Annotated in this window: 17 protein-coding genes; 4 read left to right on the forward strand and 13 right to left on the reverse strand. The window is 70.4% G+C overall.

The genetic code is table 11. The features are described 5' to 3' along the window. Positions 1–46: 46 nt before the first annotated feature. From M8I34_RS38370 to M8I34_RS38400, 7 genes are all read right to left on the reverse strand, one after another. On the reverse strand, positions 47–1,417 hold the full coding sequence (locus tag M8I34_RS38370) for a cytochrome P450 (protein ID WP_250057648.1): 1,371 nt from the start codon (positions 1,415–1,417) through the stop codon (positions 47–49). Between the two features lie 10 nt (positions 1,418–1,427). Beyond that, positions 1,428–2,018: an ATP/GTP-binding protein gene (locus tag M8I34_RS38375; RefSeq protein WP_250057650.1), complete on the reverse strand. Its 591-nt coding sequence runs from the start codon at positions 2,016–2,018 to the stop codon at positions 1,428–1,430. Further along, positions 1,993–2,373, reverse strand: a complete 381-nt coding sequence (locus M8I34_RS38380) for a DUF742 domain-containing protein (protein WP_030985083.1) — start codon at positions 2,371–2,373, stop codon at positions 1,993–1,995. The genes M8I34_RS38375 and M8I34_RS38380 overlap by 26 nt, the downstream gene beginning before the upstream one ends. After that, positions 2,370–2,783 carry a roadblock/LC7 domain-containing protein gene (locus tag M8I34_RS38385; protein WP_030985081.1) on the reverse strand — a complete coding sequence of 138 codons (414 nt, stop codon included), beginning with the start codon at positions 2,781–2,783 and terminating at the stop codon, positions 2,370–2,372. The genes M8I34_RS38380 and M8I34_RS38385 overlap by 4 nt, the downstream gene beginning before the upstream one ends. Then, positions 2,780–4,018: an ATP-binding protein gene (locus tag M8I34_RS38390; protein WP_250057652.1), complete on the reverse strand. Its 1,239-nt coding sequence runs from the start codon at positions 4,016–4,018 to the stop codon at positions 2,780–2,782. Before M8I34_RS38390 ends, M8I34_RS38385 begins: the two co-directional genes overlap by 4 nt. Positions 4,019–4,452: 434 nt before the next feature. Continuing rightward, positions 4,453–4,809, reverse strand: coding sequence for a DUF4333 domain-containing protein (locus M8I34_RS38395; protein WP_244417283.1), 357 nt, complete (start codon positions 4,807–4,809; stop codon positions 4,453–4,455). 131 nt (positions 4,810–4,940) lie between these two features. After that, positions 4,941–5,939 (reverse strand): esterase family protein, encoded by a 999-nt coding sequence (locus M8I34_RS38400; protein ID WP_250057654.1) that lies wholly within the window; start codon positions 5,937–5,939, stop codon positions 4,941–4,943. Between the two features lie 297 nt (positions 5,940–6,236). On the opposite strand from M8I34_RS38400, the gene M8I34_RS38405 reads away from it, so the two are divergent. Beyond that, the gene (locus M8I34_RS38405; RefSeq protein ID WP_250057655.1) at positions 6,237–8,291 is read left to right on the forward strand and encodes an AAA family ATPase; all 2,055 of its coding nucleotides are present in this window, start codon (positions 6,237–6,239) and stop codon (positions 8,289–8,291) included. 100 nt (positions 8,292–8,391) lie between these two features. Further along, complete coding sequence (locus tag M8I34_RS38410) at positions 8,392–8,601, forward strand: hypothetical protein (protein ID WP_030985073.1); 210 nt, start codon at positions 8,392–8,394, stop codon at positions 8,599–8,601. 147 nt (positions 8,602–8,748) lie between these two features. Here M8I34_RS38410 and M8I34_RS38415 read toward each other — a convergent pair whose 3' ends face one another. Next, complete coding sequence (locus tag M8I34_RS38415) at positions 8,749–9,399, reverse strand: DedA family protein (RefSeq protein ID WP_250057657.1); 651 nt, start codon at positions 9,397–9,399, stop codon at positions 8,749–8,751. Between the two features lie 256 nt (positions 9,400–9,655). After that, positions 9,656–10,111 (reverse strand): DUF4442 domain-containing protein, encoded by a 456-nt coding sequence (locus M8I34_RS38420; protein ID WP_030985070.1) that lies wholly within the window; start codon positions 10,109–10,111, stop codon positions 9,656–9,658. A gap of 330 nt (positions 10,112–10,441) precedes the next feature. Here M8I34_RS38420 and M8I34_RS38425 point away from each other — a divergent pair, with 330 nt between their 5' ends. Beyond that, on the forward strand, positions 10,442–11,725 hold the full coding sequence (locus M8I34_RS38425; protein WP_374211047.1) for an MFS transporter: 1,284 nt from the start codon (positions 10,442–10,444) through the stop codon (positions 11,723–11,725). Positions 11,726–11,767: 42 nt separating this feature from the next. On the opposite strand, the gene M8I34_RS38430 is transcribed toward M8I34_RS38425, so the two are convergent. The 4 genes from M8I34_RS38430 to M8I34_RS38445 all read right to left on the reverse strand — a co-directional run bounded on the left by M8I34_RS38430 (position 11,768) and on the right by M8I34_RS38445 (position 15,142). Continuing rightward, complete coding sequence (locus M8I34_RS38430; protein ID WP_250057660.1) at positions 11,768–12,622, reverse strand: fused MFS/spermidine synthase; 855 nt, start codon at positions 12,620–12,622, stop codon at positions 11,768–11,770. A gap of 55 nt (positions 12,623–12,677) precedes the next feature. Next, a complete protein-coding gene (locus M8I34_RS38435; protein WP_250057662.1) occupies positions 12,678–13,520 on the reverse strand; it encodes a patatin-like phospholipase family protein in 843 nt (280 codons plus the stop codon). 172 nt (positions 13,521–13,692) lie between these two features. Continuing rightward, positions 13,693–14,865, reverse strand: a complete 1,173-nt coding sequence (tuf, locus tag M8I34_RS38440; protein ID WP_250057664.1) for an elongation factor Tu — start codon at positions 14,863–14,865, stop codon at positions 13,693–13,695. A gap of 109 nt (positions 14,866–14,974) precedes the next feature. Next, entirely contained in the window at positions 14,975–15,142 is a 168-nt protein-coding gene (locus M8I34_RS38445; protein WP_250057666.1) for a hypothetical protein, read from the reverse strand. 144 nt (positions 15,143–15,286) lie between these two features. Here M8I34_RS38445 and M8I34_RS38450 point away from each other — a divergent pair. Further along, positions 15,287–15,939: TVP38/TMEM64 family protein (locus M8I34_RS38450; RefSeq protein WP_250057668.1), on the forward strand; the 653-nt coding region annotated here is incomplete at its 3' end.

Below are 15,939 nucleotides of genomic sequence, written 5' to 3' on the forward strand. Positions count from 1 at the left end.
GGCTGAACGTTCATGCGAACAACGAACATTCAAGCTGTAGCAAAGGTCACACTCGCCACCAGCTGAGGAACCCGCTCCACCAACTGCCTTTCTGAGGCCTGCTCTGCTGTTCCCGGGCCCGGGCGTCTCCCCCGTCGGGACCGCCCGTCGAAGCGGGCATGAAACCCCGCCTCGTGCTCCGTACCGGAGTGAAGCGGGCGGGCAGCGCGTTGAGCGCACGGTGGAAGGGGCCGGGCCGCCAGGTCAGCGTGTCCGCGGGAACGCCCAGCTCGATGTCGGGCAGCGCGTTCAGCAGCTTCTCGATCGCCCGTATGGAGATCAGCAGCGCGGGGTCCTTCGCCGGGCAGGCATGCGGCCCGGCGCCCCAGGCCAGATGGGCCCGCTTGCTGAACGTCTGCCGGCTCGCGGACAGGCTCGGGTCAGCGTTCGCCGCCGCGAAGCTGATGAGCACGGGCGACCCGGCTGCCAGCTTGTTCCCGGCGAGTTCCACCTCGTGCACCGGGTAGTGGGTGGCGTAGTTGGCGATCGGCGGGCTGTTCCACAGCACCTCGTTGATGGCGTCCTCGACCAGGAGGTCGCCGCCGCCCTGCGGGCCGCCGCCGAACTGCTCGTCGGACAGCAGTAGTCGCAGCGCGTTGGCGATGATGTTCTGCACCGGCTCGGTGCCCGCCCCGATGAGCAGAGCGAGCTGGTGGACCATCTCCTCATCGGTCAGCCGCGACTGGTGCTGCATCAGCCAGGAGGTGATGTCGTCGCCCGGCGTACTGCGCTTCAGGGTGACCAGCTCGAACAGGGAACCCGCCATGACCTCGTTGGCGCGCTCCGCATCGACCCCGTCGAAGAGGTTGGAGATGGCACTGATCAGCCGGTCGCCTATCTCCGCAGGGCAGCCGAAGAGATCGTTGAAGACCAGCAGCGGCAGCAGTTGCGCGTAGTCGCTGATCAGGTCGGCCTTGCCGCGGACACTGAACTGGTCGACGAGGTAGGCGGCGACGCGGTCGACATGCCTGCTCACACGGTGCATGTCCAGACGCGCGAAGCTCTCCGTCACCGCCTGGCGCAGCCTCAGGTGCTCGGCGCCGTCGGAGAACATGCAATTCGGCCGGTACATCATCATCGGCAGCACAGGGCTGTCCATCGGCACACGCCCCTCGTTCAGCGCGCGCCAGCGGCGCGAATCCCTCGCGAAGGTGTCCGGATTCTGGAGGACATGGAGCGCTGTGGCGTAGTCCGTGACGAGTTCGGCCTCCACACCGGGAGCCAGCTCGACGGGCGCGCTCGGTCCGTACTGCCGCAGCATGCCGTAGAAAACGTCCGGCGCGGCGGCGAATTCCGGCCCGTGCAGGGGCACCCTTTCGCCACCGGCGTGCGCGGGGCAGCCGGGTGGCGGAGTCTGGAATTCCGAGTGAGATTGCATGCCTGAGCTCCTAGTTGACGCGGGACTGTAGATATCGGACGAGGGCGATCAGGGAATCCGCCGAGGAACGCTGATCCCGTGCGTCACAGTGGACGACGGGCGTCTCAGGAAGCAGATCCAGCGCCTCCCGTATCTCATCGAGCGAATGCGAGGGAGTCCCGTCGAACCGGTTCACGGCGATGGCGTACGGGATTCCGTAGTGTTCCACCAGGTCCATGACAGGGAAGGACTCGTCGAGTCGCTGTGGGTCGACCAGGACCAGCGCACCGAGCGCCCCCCGCGTCATGTCTTCCCACACCTGAACGAACCGCTGCTGTCCGGGCGTTCCGAACAGATAGAGGACCAGCTTCTCGCTGAGCGTGAGCCGGCCGAAGTCCATGGCGACCGTGGTCGTGATCTTGTCCGGCGCACCTTTCGGATCGTCAATTCCGGCGCCCGCCTGGGTCATTACTTCTTCGGTCCGCAGCGGCGGAATCTCGGACATGGTCCCGATGAATGTGGTCTTACCCACGGCGAAATGCCCGACCACAAGGATCTTCGCCGCGGTCTGCACGGAATCGCGCAGATACACGCCGTCATCCAAAGCGAGCCTGGAGCCCATTCAGCACCTCCTCAAGGATCTGCCGGTCGACAAGCTGAGCGCTAGGTATGGGTGCACGGGAGTAGAGATAGCCCTCCCGCGCGAGATCGGACACCAGAATCTTGACGACGCCCACCGGCAGCCGGGTGTGCCCGGCTATCTCGGCGATCGAGAGAAAACCTCCCGAACACAGCTCCAGCAGGCGGAGCTTCTCCGGATCGAGGGGATTCGTCCGGGGCGGCTCCGTATGCATGGTCACCAGAGTGATCAGTGAGAAGTCGCTGTCGTCAAGAAGATCCCGGCCGTTGGTGATGACGTACGGCCGCACTAATTCCGCTGCTTCGTGTTCCAGCTCCGGCTCGTCATCTGTCGTCATGGCTGGATATCAGCCCTCTCGCGAGGCGGGCTTGTCAGTGCCTTACCGAGCTGGCCGACAAGCTGTTGCATGCGGAACGTGATCTCTGCCATGTCGACATCGGGCGACGCCGAAACCGCGAGATACGCGCCTTCACCGGCGGAGATGAGAAAGACCCAGCCATGGTCGAATTCGACCAGCGTCTGCCGCCATTGCGGCCGGCTGGCGTGTGCGCCACCGTGGCAGAAGTCGGCGACCGTTCGGCTCAGCGACTGCATTCCGCTCATCGCGGCGGCAACCGTGTCGGCGTGGTCCCGGCCGACTTCCTTCGAGCGGGCCATGAGCAGGCCGTCGGCGGAGACGAGAATGGCATGCTGCGCTTCGGGCAATTCCAGAGCACTGTCAAGCATCCACGACAGATCGTAGTTCACTGAACCTCATGCCCTTCATTGCTTGCATTGGTGGAACGGCGGCCGGACTGCGTGCCGCGCTGAAATGCGCCCATGACGGACGCGGCCCTTGCGCTGTCGCGGGCCGGGGTTTCCGTGCTTTCGTTTTCGGTCGGCACGATGGATATGGCACCGCGGCGGCGGCGCTTCGGCAGACCGCCGGCCGTCGTCTCGGGAGCCGGGTGAGCGGGAGCCGGCTGCCCCAGCGGCGGACCGCCGGCAGCCGGGTGTGCTGCGGCCGGGTACCCAGGCGCGGCAGGGACCGGAGCCGGGCCCTCGGAGGCCGGATGACCTGGAGGATTCTCGGGCGGCAACGGGGCGGAGGCGGCCACGGCAGGACTCTCCTCGGGCTCGTGCAGGGACGTCAGGAGATCGTCGGGGAGCAGGACGACCGCGCGCACGCCGCCGTAAGGAGAGGTGGAATCCACCGAAACGCTGAACCCGTAGCGGGCGGCGAGCACACCGATGACGGTGAATCCGAACTGCGGCGGATTACCGAGGCTGGAAACGCTGGCCGTATTCTCGCTCGACAACAGCTGAGCGGCCCGCGCCTTCTCCTCCTCGTTCATACCGACACCGGCATCGTCGACGACGATGCACACACCCTTGGGCACCGGCCGGATATTGATCTCGATCATCGTTTCCGGCGCCGAGTAGCTGGTGGCGTTGTCCAGCAGTTCGGCGAGCACGAGCGCAACCGGTTCAACGGCACGGCTCACGATGGCGAAATTACTCTGCGACCGGATCTCGACACGCGTGAAATGGCGAATGCGGCCCTTGGCGCTGCGCACCACATCGTAGAGCGAGGCATTGTGCCGTCGCCGGCCGAGCCAGCCGTCACACAGGACGGCGATGGACTGGGCACGCCGCGCAAACTGCGAGTTCATGTGGTCGATGTCGAGCAGATCCTGAAGGATCTTGTGCTCGCCATAGGTTTCCTGGAGCTTGGAAATCGCCAGCTGCTGCTCGCTCGCCAGCCCCTGAAGCGTCCGCATGGCGGACTTCAGTGTGGTCTTGGTGGCCTCCTCGGCCCGGTCCTTGGCCTCTTCCACAGCCTCCGTGTAGTGATCTTCAAGATTGGCGTAGTGCTGCTTGAGCTCAGCCTTTTCCTGTCGAAGCTCCGTGATCTTTTTTCTGCCGCGAATAATCGCGGTTGCGGCGACAGGGGTACCAGCGATCAAACCCCAGAACGCTGGATCCTGGAAGTATTGCGTCATAGGACTCTCTTCGGACGACGGAGCCACCAGGTGTCGTATGTCTGGCCGCGACGTGCGGAATCAATCGCGCTCCCAGAGATACATGAACGGCCACGCACAGTCGCCTGCCAGAAAGCCATCAAAGGGCCGGCTAATGGCATAGTTCTCCCCGGGGTGGCGGTTTTCATAGGCCAATGCGCGGAATTTCTCACCTGCCATATCAGGTGACTACCCCGTTGGCAAGTGCGATGATCTTAGCATCACGGCAACACCCGTCGTCCAACTGCGATCTGAACACCGGACACATACGATGCAGATTCAACAAAGGCCTGCTTTGGGGCCATTGGGCGCGTTGGCGGACCTCGGAGCGAGCGAGTTGCCCGCTTCCTGACGACCTGTTGACAGGTGGCCATGTGACCTGGCCCACACCGAAAACGGGGGCCGGTCAGCGAAGTTCAGCGATGCGGGGTGTCGTGGACATAAGTGATCTCGCCGCCGCGGACCCGGACCACGCGTACGGTCATGTCGCGGTCGGTCCCGCGCAAGTAGTGCGCCGTGCAGTGGGTCCACGCCCCCTTGACCGCGCGCAGGTCCCTGGCGCAGTCGACCGAGCGCGGCCCCCGGGGGATCACCGGAAGCGACAGATGGCCCGAGATCGAGCGGGCGACCTCGTCGCGCGGGACGGTGTCGGTCGTCCCGTCCACCTCACTGGTCGCGTCCCGCTCCGCCAGCCACTGGTTGCCCACCGTCAGGCTCCCTGCCAGCAGAGCCGTGCCCGCCAGCGTCAGACCGACGACTCGCAGCTTTCGCACGGTTCTCCTTCCAGCGGGCCGACATCATCGCCGGCCGCGCTCCCATGGCCGGGTCACGGACAATTCTTACGGGTGGCCCGGCGTCGGCAACAGGAAAGCCCCTGCCGTGCGACCACCTGGGCGACGGTGCGTCAAACGGACGGCACGGGGCCCTGCATCTGCTCACTGATCCAGTGCAGCGAGTCGGCCATCCGCTGGATGTAGGTGTGGCCGCTGTGCACACCGTCCGGTATCTCGAAGAGCGTGGAGTGGACCGGCCCGCCGGTGTAGTCCTTGATGAAACGCTTCACATCGGGCACCGCCGCCTCCTTGCTGCCCAGCTCGAAGGCCAGATAGACGGGCAGGCCCTTCCGCGCGGTCAGCTGCCGCGCCAGATGGCGGGGGTCATTGGCACGCATCTCGGCCGGATACCCCTGCCACATCGGCGAATCCGGCCTCGTGTCGGGGCCGTTGACAATGGCCGCCTTGAACTTCTGCGGCTCCTTGAGCACGGCCTTCAGCGCGGCGAACCCGCCGGACGAGGACCCCATGAAGGCCCAGCCGTCACGGCTGTCGAACGTACGGAAGTTGGCCCGCGCGAAGTCCGGTACATCCTCGGTCAGCCACGTGCCCATCTTCGGCTGCCCCGGGATGTCACTGCCGTCGTAGTACTTCCTGCCCGGATTGAGCACCGGCATGACGACGATGAACGGCAGCGTCTTGCCCTGCCCCGACCACTCCGCGATCCGCTCCTCCAGCGCAAAGGCGTCCCCGGCCCAGTAGTTGAACGGATAGCCATAGGCGCCGGGCAGCGCGATCAGCACCGGAAACCCGCTCCTGGCGTACTGCGGATCGTGGTACTCCGGCGGCACCCAGGCCCAAATGTCGCCGGTGAAACCGGACTTCCCCCCGTGCCACTTCGTCACCACGACCTGGGTGCCGTCGTCCCCGGTGGTACGGAACGGCGTGAACGAGGAGCGCGGGCCACGGGGCACCATCGCCCGGGGCTTGCCGTTGAGGGCATCCGCCGCATGATGGGCCCGCAGCCGCGGCACGCTCGATGCGTCGACGATGTCCCTGCCGTCGCCGCAACCGGCCAGCAGCCCCAGGGCCACCACACTCACCGCAGCACGGACGCGCAGGCGCTTCATCGGGACGTTCTCCTTGGATTCTTGGGCCGGCCGCGGGCAGCCACGCTGCCACCGCGGCGCCGGTCGAAAGACACCACTTTAAGATCGTCCGAAGCGCCCTCGGCGCCGACCCCGGCCACCGTGACCTGGTGGTCCGTCCTCCCGGGCCCCTCGGCGAGAGGTCCGGCCGCGTCAAATACGGCGGCGGAGTTTCCCTCGTTCGATGAGCCTGCTGGTTGTTTACCGGACGGTCGGTTCTGGCATCGTTGGTTCCCTATTCGGAAGGGCGCGGCGCTGTGCCGTGGTTGGGGATGACCGATGACCGCGTGGGCAGATCGCCGGCCACTGCCCGGCGTAGTGGGACGGGCCGTTGAGCATGAGCAGGTGTCCGGGCTGCTGGGCAGTGCTCCGCTGGTGACGCTCACCGGAGCCGCCGGCGTGGGCAAGAGCGTGCTGGCCCGCGCCGTCCTGGAGGAGCACACCGCTCGGCACGGCGGCACGGTCATCCGGGTCGGCTGCTGGGACGGACTGGCCGAGGGCGGTCTGGCCGACGCGCTGCTGCGGGCGGCCGGGCAGGCGGACACCGCCTGCCGTAACAGCTCCCGGACCCTCGCCCGGCGTACGGCTTCGCCCTGCGTCGGCGCACCGGTGTCCGGCCGGGCCGACCGGACGGAGCCCGCAGCGGGGTGCAGCGCCGCGGGCGGCACGGCCCTCGCGGCGCTGACCGCACACTGCCGGCGGCATCGTGTGACCGTGCTGCTGGACGACTGCGACCCGGTGCTCGCCGAGTGCGCACAGCTCGTGCGCCGGCTGCTGCGGGCCGACCCGGCGCTGCGCATCGTGGCGACCGCACGGGGGCGGCTGGGACTGTCCGAGGAGCGCGTCGTCGAGATCGCGCCGCTTCCGGTGACGCTGGGCGAGGGGATCGCCGGACCGGCCGTCGAGCTGCTGGCCGCGCGGACCGGTGCCGCGGCGCCCGAGCTCCTGGTCACGGTGTGCCAGGCCCTGGAGGGCTCACCGCTGGCGATCGCCCTGGCCGCGCACCAGCTGGACCGGATGTCGTTGCCGCAGCTCGCGGCGCAGGTGGGCACGGACGGTGCGCTGTTCTACTCGGGTCCCGCGGCGACCGCCCGGCACACCTCGCTGCACGCCGCGCAGGCCGCGGGCTACGCCCTCTGCTCGCCCACCGACCGGCGCGTATGGGCGAGGCTCTCGGTGCTCCCCGACGATTTCGATCCCTGGCTGGCCGGATGCGTCTGCACCAGCAGTGACGTTCCGTCAGCCGCGGTCGACGGTGCACTGGAACGGCTCCGTACGGCCTCGGTCGTCGAACGCGTACGGGACGGGGGCGGCGCTCGCGAGGACACCGGGGCCGCGCTGCCGCCGCGCTACCGACTCCCGCGCGCCGCCCGCGACTTCGGGCGGACCCAGCTGCGCGAGGCGGGTGAGGAGTCCGCGGCGCTGCGGCGGTTCCGGCAGGCCTGTGCGGCACTCGCGGCGGAGGCCCAGATCGCCTGGCAGGGCCCGAACCAGCAGGTCGCCGTGCGGCTGGTGGAGGACGAACAGGCCAATCTCGACGCGGCGCTGACCCGGCCGCCGCAGGACGCAGAGGATGCGCTCGGGGCACTGGAGATCGCGGTGTCGCTGTGGTTCCACTGGGCCGCCTGTGGCTTCCGCCGGGAGGGCCGGGCCCATCTGGACCGGCTGCTGCTGCTCTCCCGGGACGACACCGCGCTGCGCGCCCGGGCGTTGTGGCTGGCCGGCTATCTCGCCGCGCAGGAACACTCGCTCGCCACCGCGGAGTCGCTGCTCGACCAGGCGTGGACGGCGGCCGTGATGCATGCGGACGGCGACGGGCTGGCCCGTATCGCGCATGCGCACGGGGTGCTGGCGCTGTACCGCGCGGACACCACGGCGGCCGTGGCGTGTCTGGAGGAAGCGGCCCGGCACCACTCCAGGGATCCATGGTTCGGTCCGGGGCCCGCCCACGGCCGGGCGCTGCTCGCCGTCGCCCTGGCGCCGCTCGACGCGGAGCGGGCCGGGGCGGCGGCCGACCGCGCCTGGGAGACCCGGCACTCCGACGGGGACTTCTGGCTGTACTCGACGATCCTGTACGCCCGTGCCCTGACCGAGAGCACCCATGGGAAGCCGGCGGCGGCGCTGCGGGCGTGTCACAAGGCGCTGGTGGCCAAGAAGGTGATCGGTGACCCGCTGTTGATCGCAGGCGTCCGCAACATGCTGACCGGTCTGCGGCGGACGGTGCGTGGCGGGACGCCGCCGCCGGACGGCGGCGAGGAGGCCCCGTGGTGGCTGCGCGCCGGGCCCGGCGTACGGGCCCGGCCGTTCTTCTCGCGGCTGCGGGCACGGTCCTGAGGGCCGGGCCGGTGTCGCGGAGAGGCCCGTGGACACGTTCCGTGACGCGCCGACCGCGTTCGGGATGCGGAGGCACGGGGCCGGTCGCATGCTGGGAAGCATGAAGCGTGCCCCCGTGATCGTGCATCCGCCCTGCTCGGGCGGCCGCCGTGTGACGCTCTACGGACAGGATCTGGGCCGGGCGCTGCGCCCCGGTGATGTGGCCGCGATCCTGCGCCGGGCCGGTTTCTGCACCACGAAGTTCGTCTGGGACGACACCGGTGTCTTCGAATGGCGCGACGGCGGACCGGACGTCTGGCTGATGCCCTGAGGCGACGCCGGTCCTCGACCCGTCTGCGTGATCAGGTGAGTTGGGCCGGACGAGCGCCGGACTTCCGCCTGAAGAGCTTCCCGTTGAAGAGCGACCGTTGCAGGCCCGTACGAGCCGTACGTAGGTGGCGCGGCGGCTCCGGGACGGTCAGTCGACCGTCGCGCCGACCGGGGTCTGGGCCGCCTCGCGCGCGGCGGCCGCCTTCTTCGCGCGGTGCTTCATGAGCAGGAACGAGCCGATGCCGAACAGCAGGGCGGCGACCAGTCCGAGCCAGGAGAAGCGCTTGAGCCACGACTCGGCGACGACGCCCACGCTGTAGATCAACGCGGTGGTGCCGCCGGCCCAGACGATGCCGCCGAGGACGTTGGCGATCAGGAACTTCCAGTACGGCATCTTCAGTACGCCGGCGAGCGGACCGGCGAAGATACGCAGCAGCGCGACGAACCGGCCGAAGAAGACCGCCCACATGCCCCACTTGTCGAACTTCGCCTCGGCCATCGCGACATGGTCGGGGCCGAAGTGCTTGGGGAACTTCCGGCCCGCCCACTGCAACAGAGGCTGGCCCCCCTTGCGTCCGATCAGATACCCGATGGAGTCACCCAGGATCGCGCCGGCGGACGCACAGGCGCCCAGCACGTACGGATTGATGTGGTCCTGGGTCGCCGCGAGGATCGCCGCACTGACGAGGACGATCTCACCGGGCAGCGGAATACCCACGCTCTCCAGTCCGATGACCACCCCCACCAGGAGGTAGACGCTCACGGCCGGTACCGTCTCGAGCCACTCCTGGATGTGCAACGCCGCTTCCTCCGCTGGTGTAGGGCCCCCGTGGGCCGTGCCCCGGCAGCCAGACACCGGTGCCGGTCGATCCCCCTGGCGCGCCGCAGCACGCCCGCCGAAGCGTACTCGATGGCGCCGTCCGGGAGCCGAATCCGCATGCGGTACGCAACGACCTTCTCGGCGGCCCCGGTCCGGCGTCGCGGAGCCGCTCAAAACGGCGGCGGCCCGCCGTGCGGTGCACGACGGGCCGGGGAGAACCCCACTGTGAAGCAGCTCACTTGTTGGGGCGCAGGGTCCACACGATGCTCATCTCGCCGGTGACCCCGCCGTCCTCGCGGGTGATGGCGATGTTCACGGGGAACTCCGGGCGCTCACCGGCGTCGAGCTCGGCGATCACCTCGGCCACCGGCCGGCCCAGTTCAGCGGTAGCGGTGACCGGTCCCATGGCGAGCTTCTTGTAGCCGATCTCGGCGCGCACCGCGAGCGGCACCGCCCGGCCGAGCTGGTCGCCGAAGGCCGCCATCACGATGGCACCGCTCGCCGACTCGGCGAGGGTGAACATGGCACCGGCGTGCGGTCCGCCGACGTGGTTGTGGAAGTCCGGCTGGTCGGGCATGCGGACCACGGCGCGCTCGGCGGTGGTCTCGGTGAACTCGAGGTTCAGGGTGCGGGCCATCGGCACGGATGCCGCCATCATTTCGCCGATCGACGGCAGGGTCTCGGAGGACATGGGCCCATGTTACCTAGCGGTAGCTTAGGTGTGAAGGGGGTGCGGCGCTCTCCGGCCCGGGGGCATGAAGGGCGACCGACCTCGGTCCTGCTGACGCACCCCAGGCCCTGACGTACGCCAGGCCCATACGGACTCCGGTCCCGTAACGGCCGCCGGAAACCCCTGTGCGGCCGGCTCGCCACCCTCCGTATCGTTGACGCCCATGTGGCCAGGACAGCAGCACAGCGAAGACGGGCGGGTGGCCTACCCGGAACGCGGCGTACGCCGAGCAGCCGGCAGCCCCGGACGGAAGCGGTCGCGCACGGTCTCCGCCCCACGGGTGCTGTCTTGGTGAGGACCCGCCCCGCGTGGGCGGGGAAGAACTATCTGCTGCTCACCGGCGCCACGGTGATCGCGAACCTCGGCAGCTCCGGTGCGCTGATCGCCACCGCTTTCGCGGTGCTCGCCGCCGGCGGTTCCGCCACCGACGTCGGGCTGGTGGCCGCCGCGCGGACCATCCCGCTCGTCCTCTTCCTGCTGATCGGCGGCGCGGTCGCCGACCGGCTCCCCCGGCATCGCGTGATGGTCGCCGCGAACGCCCTCAGCTGCGTCTCCCAGGGCCTGTTCGCGCTGCTCGTCCTGGCCGGCGAGCCGCGGCTGTGGCAGATGGCGCTGCTGGCCGCCCTCGGTGGCACGGGGCAGGCGTTCTTCGCGCCGGCCTCCGAGGGCATGGTGCTCGCCAGTGTCACCGGCGAGCAGGCGGGGCGCGCCTTCGCCGTGTTCCGTATGGGCATGAACGGCGCGAACATCGGCGGCACGGCGCTCGGCGGCGCACTGGTCGCCGCGGTCGGCCCCGGCTGGGTGCTGGCCATCGACTCCGCGGCCTTCGCCCTCGCGGGCGCGCTGCGCGCCTTCCTCGACGTCGGTGGCGTCCCCGCACGGGCTCCCGGCAGCGGGGTGCTGCATGACCTTCGGGACGGCTGGCGCGAGGTCGCCTCCCGGCGGTGGCTGTGGGCGGTGGTCGTGCAGTTCTCCATCGTCAACGCGGTGGTGGCGGCCGCCGAGGCGGTCTACGGGCCGCTCGTCGCCGAGCAGCATCTGGGCGGACCCGGACCCTGGGGGCTGGCGCTGGCCGCCTTCGGTGCGGGCACCGTGGGCGGCGCCCTCCTGATGACCCGGGTCAGACCGCACCGCCTCCTGCTCACCGGTGCGCTGTGCGTGTTCCCGCTCGCCTTCCCGTCCGCCGCACTCGCCGTCCCCCTCCCGGCGGGCGGTCTCACCGCGGTCATGTTCGGCACCGGGATCGCGGTCGAGGTCTTCGCGGTGACGTGGATGACGGCACTGCATCAGGAGATCCCCGAGGAGAAGTTCTCCCGGGTCTCGTCCTACGACTGGCTCGGGTCCCTGGCCGTGGTCCCGCTCGCCACCGCGCTGGCCGGCCCCGTACAGGACCTCGTCGGCCGGACAGCCGCACTGTGGGGCTGCTCGGCGCTGATCGCGCTGCTGACGGCGGCGGTGCTGTGCGTGCCCGAGGTGCGGCGGCTCACCCGGCGTACGAAGCCGGAGCCCGCGGCGGGCGGAGCGGTCCCCCGTGCCGCCGGGGCGACGGAATCGCACACCGCGGAGGCGGAGTGAGCGGGCGCCGTCGACCTGGTGCGAGGCCGCGGCGGACCGCGCTCAGCCGACGCTGAACGCGCCGTCCGGCGGCACCGGGGACGCCACCGCCTCGGCATCGCATACGGGGACCGCGTCCGCGATCAGCCGCCGCAGCGCCGCGCCGTGCTCGACCCGGGCCGGGAACGCGTCACCGGCCGTCCGCCGGGCCAGCGCGGCGATCGGCAGCGGTGCGCGCGAGGCGAGCAGCACGGCGTTGCCGAACCGGCGGCCGCGCAGCACCGAGGGCTCGGCGATCAGCGCGAGGTGCTCGAAGACCGTGGAAAAATTGGCGAGTTGACCGCGCAGAAAGCCGAACGGCGCGCCGTCCGCGAGGTTCGCGGCATAGCAGCCGTCCGGTCGCAGAACCCGGGCGGCGGCCTGCGCGTACTCGACCGAGGTGAGGTGCGCGGGCACCCGCGAGCCGCCGAAGACATCCGCCACGATGACATCGGCGCTGTCCTCCGGCGCCGCCTCCAGCGCCGTACGGGCGTCCTCGGCGTGCACCGTGATCCCGCAGCCGCCGGGCAGCGGGAGGTGCTCCGTGACCAGGTCGAGCAGCCCGCGGTCGGCCTCGATGACCTCCTGCCGGGAGTGCGGACGGACGGCGGCGAGATAGCGCGGCAGGGTCAGCGCCCCGCCGCCGAGGTGCAGCGCGTCGAGCGGCCGGCCCGGAGCGGCCGCCTCGTCCAGGACGTGCGCCAGCCGGCGCACATACTCGAATTCCAGATGGGTGGGCGCGTCGAGGTCCACGTAGGACTGCGGTGCTCCGTCCACGGTGAGCAGCCAGGCGCGCGGCCGGTCGACGTCCGGCAGCAGCTTGGCGGTGCCGCAGTCCACGGCCCGGATGACGGGTATCGGCTCGGGTGCTTCGTCCACCGTCCCATTGTGCCGGTGCGGTCACCGGGCCCCGGCCGCCGGTCCGGCCGGCCGCTCAGTCCGACCAGACCTGCTGGATCTGCGCCACATGGGCCGCTGCCTGCCGGCGCCCCGCGCGGGCCGCGTCGGCGCGCTTGGCGGGATCCAGGACATTGCGGCCGAACGCCGCCCTGGCCGCACGGTCGGGAGTGAGCACGCACACCCGGGCGCCCTGGCGCGCCAGTCGTTCGCCCTGCGCCCGCGGTCCGGCGATCGGCCCACCACTCGCGGCCATCGGCGCGACGATCACCACCCGGTCGTATCCGGCGGCCAGATCGGCGTTGGCGCTGGAGTGCACCCCGCCGTCGATCCACCGGGTGCCGTCGATGGTGACCGGCGGATAGATTCCGGGGACCGCGCAACTCGCGCCCACCGCGTCGAGCAGCCGCACCCCGCTCGTGTCGTCGAAGGCGGTCCGCTCCCCCGTGGCCGCATCCACCGCCGTGATCACCAGCCGGCGGGCCGGCCAGTCGGTGAGGTTCAGGGTCCGGGTGATCGCCGTGCGCTGCTCCGCCTCGGTGACGGTGCGGGCCGCGAGCGCCAGCCTGCCCATGCGTACGCCGAAGGAGACCGTGTCCCGGGAGCGCAGCGCGATGGCCGCGAACCGGGCCAGTGCGGCCGGGCCCATACGGGCCGCCGAGCCGTTCTCGGGCACCGCGAGCTGGTGTGCGTACATCTCGTCCAGGCCGAGATGCCGGGAGGTGAGGTGGGCGCCGACGATCGATCCGGCGGAGGTACCGATGACGACATCGGCGTCGGCGAGGTCGAGGCCCGCGTCGGCGAGACCGGCGAGCACACCGATCTCCCAGCCGATGCCGGTGAGCCCTCCGCCGCCCAGGACCAGTGCCGTACCCGCCATCAGGTCTTCCTCCTGTCTCCGGCCGACCGCCCGCGCCGTGCGGCACGGGCAGTCTTCCTCGTGGCCGTTCACCCGGGCGTGCAGTCTTGCACCCGGGCGCCCCCCGGGACAGCAGGAGGCTGCGCCCCGCACCGGAAAGGGTGCCGGACGCAGCCTGGTGACCTGCGGTGTCTCACTCCTCGACGGTGCGCACCGTGCCCGCCCCGACGGTCCGGCCGCCCTCGCGGATGGCGAAGCCCAGGCCCCTCTCCAGCGGCACGTCCCGGCCCAGTTCGACCGACACCGTCACCGTCTCGCCAGGACGGGCGATGCCCCGCTCGCCGAGGTCGAGGTCGCCGACCACGTCCGCGGTGCGGATGTAGAACTGCGGCCGGTAGCCGGTGGACAGCGGCGTACGGCGGCCGCCCTCCTCGGTGGAGAGCACATACACCTCGGCGGTGAAACGGCGCCGCGGTGTGACGCTGCCGGGCGCCGCGACCACATGCCCGCGGCGCACCTGGTCGCGGTGCAGACCGCGCAGCAGCAGCGCGACATTGTCCCCGGCCTCGGCGGACTCCATGGGCCTGCCGAACGTCTCCAGCCCGGTGACCGTCGTCTCGGTCTCCGCGCCGAGCACCGCGACCCGGTCGCCGACCCGCACTGTGCCGCGCTCGACGGCTCCGGTGACGACCGTGCCGCGGCCGGTGATGGTCAGCACGTTCTCCACCGGCAGCAGGAACGGCGCGTCGACATACCGCTCGGGCATCGGGACATAGGTGTCCACGGCATCCAGCAGCGCGTCGATCGCCGCCGTCCAGCGCGGGTCGCCTTCCAGGGCACGCAGCCCGGAGACCCGTACGACCGGTACGTGCTCCCCGTCGTAGCCGTGCGCGCCGAGCAGTTCGCGCACCTCCAGTTCCACGAGGTCGGTGAGCTCGGGGTCGCCGGCGTCGGCCTTGTTGAGGGCCACGACGAGGTGCCGGACGCCCACTTGTTTGGCGAGCAGCACATGCTCGGCGGTCTGCGGCATGATCCCGTCGAGCGCGGAGACGACGAGGATCGCCCCGTCGAGCTGCGCCGCGCCGGTCACCATGTTCTTGATGAAGTCGGCATGGCCGGGCATGTCGACATGGGCGTAGTGCCGGGTGCCGGTCTCGTACTCGACATGTGAGATGTTGATGGTGATACCGCGGGCGGCCTCCTCCGGGGCCCGGTCGATCCGGTCGAAGGGCACGAACGTCCCGCTCCCCCGGTCGCTGAGGACCTTGGTGATGGCCGCGGTCAGCGTGGTCTTGCCGTGGTCGACGTGGCCCATGGTGCCGATGTTCAGGTGCGGCTTGGTGCGCACGTATGCCGTCTTGGGCATGGTGTTCTTCCTCGCAACAATGCGGTGAGGACGGCGACTTGGCGCCGTGGGGACCCCTGAGCCCCGCCGACCCTCCCCCTGCGGGGTCCGCCGGACGATCCGGAGAGGGTCAGCTTCGTGCGCCGTCGGCGGCCGCGACGGCCTCAACGGCGGCTGCCGCGACGGCAGTGACTGCGGGAGCGCAGTGGGCCGCGGCGTTGGCCGCGAAAAGATCGACGGCAGCCTTCGGCTCGTCCGCGACTGCGGACGGGAGCGGGAGGAAGGCGTGCCGGATCATGCGTCATATGGTGCCGGGCGCGCCCTCCGGCGTCGAACGATTTATCCGGCCGCCGTCTTGGCCGTACAGCTCCCGGCCTTGGCCTCACGGCTCCTCGGCCTTGGCTTACGGCTCCTCGGCACCCTTGTCGGTTACGCTCCCGGGATGCTTCCGCCCGCCGCAACGCCCGACGGCCTCGCCGCGCGCTGCACGCGTGTGCTCTTCTCCCCCTGGTGCCGGCTGGGCCTGCTGCTCGCCCTGCTGGCCTGCGCCGCGGCCATGACACTGTGGTGGCAGCCGCAGCACCTGCTGACCGGGGGGCGGCCCGCGCAGCTGTCCGGCCCGACCGCTCTGGTGGTCTTCGCGCTGGCATACGGGGCGTGCACCACCGCTTTCGTCCCGCGCCCGGTCCTCAATCTCGCGGCCGGGGCCCTCTTCGGCAGTCAGGCCGGGCTGGCCGGCGCGCTGGCCGGTACGGTACTGGGCGCCGCTCTGGCCTTCGGGCTCGGCCGGCTGCTCGGGCAGGATGCCCTGCGCCCGTTGCTGCGCGCCCGGTGGCTGACCGCCGCCGACCGGCAGTTGAGCGAGCACGGCTTCCGCTCGATGCTGGCGATCCGTCTCTTCCCGGGTCTGCCGTTCTGCGCCATGAACTACTGCGCCGCGGTCTCCCGTATGGGCTGGCTTCCCTATCTCCTCGCGACGGCGCTCGGCAGCCTCCCGAACACCGCGGCCTACGCCGTTGCCGGTGCGCGGGCTTCCTCGCCCACCTCACCCGCGTTCCTCGTCGCCATGGGCTTCATCGCCGTCAGCGCGCTGGG

It is taken from the genome of Streptomyces sp. MCA2 (assembly GCF_023544705.1).
Classification (GTDB): domain Bacteria; phylum Actinomycetota; class Actinomycetes; order Streptomycetales; family Streptomycetaceae; genus Streptomyces; species Streptomyces decoyicus.